Consider the following 4,077-nt stretch of genomic DNA (forward strand, 5'->3'; position numbering starts at 1 on the left):
CGACCCGACAAACACACTCCCCAACACGCCGACTTAACGAAGTACTACTAGAAGAGCTTGCCGTCGCTGTCGTCGATGCCGCGCAGCGAGTCGTAGTTGAGCGTCACGCAGCGGATGTTGCGGTCGGCGGCCAGCACCGACGCCTGCGGTTTGATCTGCTGCGCGGCGAACACGCCGGCGACCGGGGCGAGCAGCGGATCACGGTTGAGCAACTCGAGGTAGCGGGTGAGCTGCTCGACCCCGTCGATCTCGCCGCGCCGTTTGATCTCGACCGCCACCGTGCCGCCGGTGGCGTCCCGGCAGAGGATGTCCACCGGGCCGATCGCGGTGGGGTACTCCCGCCGGATCAGCGTGTACCCCTCGCCGAGCGTGGTGATGTGCTCGGCCAGCAGACGCTGCAGATCGGCCTCCACACCGTCCTTCACGAGCCCGGGATCGACCCCCAGATCGTGGGTGGAGTCGTGGAACACCTCCTCGATCGTGATCCGCAGCTGTTCGCCGGCCTTGTTGATCACCGTCCAGGCACCCGGCTGTTCCTCCAGGCGGCACGGCGGGCTCATCCAGTTCAGCGGCTTGTAGGCCCGGTCGTCGGCGTGGATCGACACCGAGCCGTCGGACTTGACTAGCAGCAGCCGCGTCGCGGGCGGGAGGTGAGCGGTGAGTCGACCGATGTAGTCGACGGAGCAGCGGGCAATGACCAGGCGCACGGCGAACCAGGCTAGGACCCCGCGTGAACGAGTCGCAAGCCGGACATCGGTGCATGAGCCAACCGCGATCGGCGTTACCGTTCTTCGCGTGAGTGCGCTTCCTGACGCCGACGGTCCGAGATTCCTCAGTCACGTCTTCGGCACCTGGTCCGACCCGCTCGAAGTCCACGCCGCCGGCGTCGCGCTGCGCGAGAAGACCCCGGTGAGCGCGTGTGCGGTGTACGAGCGTCGCGCCGACCGGCCCGACCCGGTCGCGTTCGTCGAGGCGACGAACGAAGGCCGGGTGGACGAGCTGATCGCGCTGCGTGTCGGGCGCATGGTCGCGTCGCCGTTCGCGTTCCTGCGGGGGAGCGCCGGGCTGATGGCCGCGGACCTCGCCCCCACGCCCACCTCCGGCATCAACGCCTGGATCTGCGGTGACGCCCACGCGTCGAACTTCGGGCTGTACGCGTCGCCGGAGCGTCGCCTGGTGATGGACGTGAACGACTTCGACGAGACCGTCGTCGGCCCCTGGGAATGGGACCTCAAGCGGCTGGCGGCCAGCCTCGTCGTCGCCGGCCGGGAAGCCGGCGTGGACGAGGCGCGGGTGCGGATCGCCGCGTCCGACGCCGCACGCACCTACCGGGCCGCGCTGCGCGAGCTCGCGCAGATGCCGCTGCTCGACGCCTACTACCTCACCACCGACGAGAAGACGATCGATCACTTCGACGTCGACCAGCTCGGCGAGGTGTTCAAACGGATCGGCAAGAAGGCGCGCAAGAACACCAGCCGCCGGGTCGTGGAGAAGTTCGCCGAGCGGGCCGAGACCCACCACTGGCGCTTCGTCGACGCCCCGCCGATCCTCACCCACGTCAGCCCGGCCACCGAGCAGGCGGTGCTCGACGGGCTCGAGGACTACGCCGATGGCTGCCTCGACGACGAGCTCAAGGCGCTGCTGGCGCGGTACTCGGTCACCGACATCGCGCACCGCGTCGTCGGGCTCGGCAGCGTGGGGCGGCGCAGCTACATCGTGCTGCTGCACGGCAACGGTGACGACGCCCTGGTGCTCCAGGTCAAGGAGGCCGGCCCGTCCGCGCTGGCGCCGTACGTCGACGCGACGCCGTACGCGCACAACGGCGAGCGCATCGTGCGTGGTCAGCGCTGGATGCAGACGGTGAGTGACATCCTGCTCGGCTGGACGACGGTCGACGGCCGGCCGTTCCTGGTGCGCCAGTTCCGCGACATGAAGGGCAGCATCGACCCGGCGCTGCTCAAGCCGAACCAGCTCGACGACTACGCGCGCATCGTCGGCGCGGTGCTGGCGCGGTCGCACGCGCAGTCGGCCGACCCGCGGCTGCTCACCGGCTACGTGGACGGCGCGACGTCACGGACGCCGGGCGGCATGGGGTTCGACGAGGCGATCGCGGCGTTCGCGGTCGCGTACGCCGACCAGACCGAGGCCGACCACGAGGCCCTCGCCGCCGCGGTCCGCGCCGGCCGCCTTCCCGCCACGTTCGAAGAAGCCTAGGTTCCGAGGCGGCGCGGACTGGGCATGTCAGGGTGGTGTCCATGGTGATCGGAACGCCCGAACCAATGCAGCTTCGTGTGCCGCCGCTGCCGATGCCCGGCCCGCCGGTGCCCGCGCCGGCTCCGGCGCCCGTGCCGGTCCCACCCGGTCCGGGCGGCCCGGCTCCGGCCCCGCAGCCCAACCCGGACCCCATCCCCCCGGATCCGGAGCCCCAGCCGAGCCCGGACCCCTACCCGCCGCCTTCTTGAAGTGGGCGGCCCGCCCAGAACGACGCGGCCAGGCGAGCGCGAACCCTTGAGTACGCACCTGTAGGCGGCGGGTCCGCGCTCGACTGGCAGCGCCGCCCTGGGCGGGCTCCAGGTTCGAGCCGCTCGCGCCTAGCGGCGCTTGACTAGCCGGAGCTAGGCGGGAGCGGGGGCCAGGCCGGAGACGAAGCCGGCGGCCGAGGCGGCCAGGAGGCGGGCCCAGGCCCGGTAACCGAGCGGCGACGGGTGGAAGCGGTCGACCGCGAAGAACTGGGCCGTGTCCGTGGGCAGCGGGCCGGGCAGCAGGTGGTGGAGGTCGGGGTGCGCGGCTCCGAGGCGCGCCAGCTGGCGGTCGAGCAGCATCGCGTACCCGCCGATCGACAAGCGCACCAGCCGCGGCAACGACCCGAACCGGTGCACCGGCGGGATGCCCACCAGCAGCACCGGCACCGGCCGCCCCAACCGCCTGCGCAGCGCGTCCACGAGAACCGTGACGTCGGCCCGCCAGGCCGACGGGCGCCGCAGCCGCAGCGCGTCGTTCGTACCCGCGGAGAGCACGACGAGATCGGCGTCGAGCGTCTCGGCGTGCGAGCTCACCAGCTCGGTGATGCCGCGCACGGTGTCCCCGCTGCGCGCGAGCACCCGCCACGCCACCGGTCGTCCGGTGTGCTCGGCCAGCGCGGTGGAGAACTGCCCCGCGAGCGCTTCCCCGTGGTGCGACGCGCCGACCCCGGCGACCGACGAGTCACCGACGAACAGCAGCGAGAGTCCGGCGCCCTCCGATGTCGACCCGGAGAGCGGCCCGCCCGCGTCCGGCAGGTGGGGGATCCGCCGCGAGATCGCGGTGTGCAGGCGTCCGACCGGTTGCGTCATCCGTGCTCCCTCTAGCGTTCACCATCCGTTCAGCGGACGGCAGTGTGCCAGACGAAGGTGAACAACTCACCGGGTGACGAAGCGGCCGATCATCGACCGGAGTTGCTCGGACATCGCGGCCAGGTCCGAAGCGGCCTCCCGGGCCCGTTCCACACCCTGCGTCGTGGCCGCGGTGGCGGTGGCCATCGAGCCGATGTTCGTCGCGATCACGTCGGCCCCACCGGCGGCTTCGCTGACGCTGCGGGTCATCTCCTGAGTGGTCGCGCTCTGCTCCTCGACCGCGCTGGCGATCGTCTCCTGGTACTCGTTGATCCGCTCGATGACCTCGGCCACCCGGCTGATCGCCTCGACCGCGCTGCGGGTGTCGGTCTGGATCGCCGCGACCCGGGTCCCGATGTCCTCGGTGGCCTTCGCGGTCTCCTGCGCCAGCTCCTTGACCTCGTTGGCGACGACCGCGAACCCCTTGCCGGACTCGCCGGCCCGAGCCGCCTCGATCGTCGCGTTGAGCGCGAGCAGGTTGGTCTGCTCGGCGATCGAGCTGATCAGCCCCAGCACCTCACCGATCTCCGCCGACGACGTGCCGAGCCGCTCCACCGTGGTGGTGGCCTGCCTGGCCTCGTTCACCGCGGTGGCGACCACGCCGACGGCCTCGGTGGTGTTGCGGGCGATCTCGGAGATCGCGGCGCCCATCTCCTCGGCGCCGGCGGCCACCGAGTTGACGTTGCGTGCGACCTCGTCGGCGGGC

General features: G+C 71.6%; 4 protein-coding genes. 1 reads left to right on the plus strand and 3 read right to left on the minus strand.

What is annotated here, in order from left to right:
• Positions 1-47 precede the first annotated feature (47 nt).
• Complete coding sequence (gene nucS, locus ABD437_RS30815) at positions 48-707, minus strand: endonuclease NucS (RefSeq protein ID WP_344652457.1); 660 nt, start codon at positions 705-707, stop codon at positions 48-50.
• 88 nt (positions 708-795) lie between these two features.
• Between nucS and ABD437_RS30820 the strand changes: the two genes are divergently transcribed.
• Positions 796-2,214 (plus strand): DUF2252 domain-containing protein, encoded by a 1,419-nt coding sequence (locus tag ABD437_RS30820; RefSeq protein WP_344652458.1) that lies wholly within the window; start codon positions 796-798, stop codon positions 2,212-2,214.
• Between the two features lie 401 nt (positions 2,215-2,615).
• On the opposite strand, the gene ABD437_RS30825 is transcribed toward ABD437_RS30820, so the two are convergent.
• Both ABD437_RS30825 and ABD437_RS30830 read right to left on the minus strand, forming a co-directional pair.
• Positions 2,616-3,332 (minus strand): SGNH/GDSL hydrolase family protein, encoded by a 717-nt coding sequence (locus ABD437_RS30825; RefSeq protein ID WP_344652459.1) that lies wholly within the window; start codon positions 3,330-3,332, stop codon positions 2,616-2,618.
• Between the two features lie 66 nt (positions 3,333-3,398).
• Positions 3,399-4,077, minus strand: a 679-nt coding sequence (locus tag ABD437_RS30830) for a methyl-accepting chemotaxis protein (RefSeq protein ID WP_344652460.1), incomplete at its 5' end; no start/stop codon positions are given.

Source organism: Cryptosporangium japonicum (assembly GCF_039524755.1).
Lineage (GTDB): Bacteria > Actinomycetota > Actinomycetes > Mycobacteriales > Cryptosporangiaceae > Cryptosporangium > Cryptosporangium japonicum.

Excerpts from the sequence above, each read along its gene's own strand:
- ABD437_RS30825 (WP_344652459.1), bottom strand. The coding sequence starts at position 3,332 with ATGACGCAACCGGTCGGACGCCTGCACACCGCGATCTCGCGGCGGATC.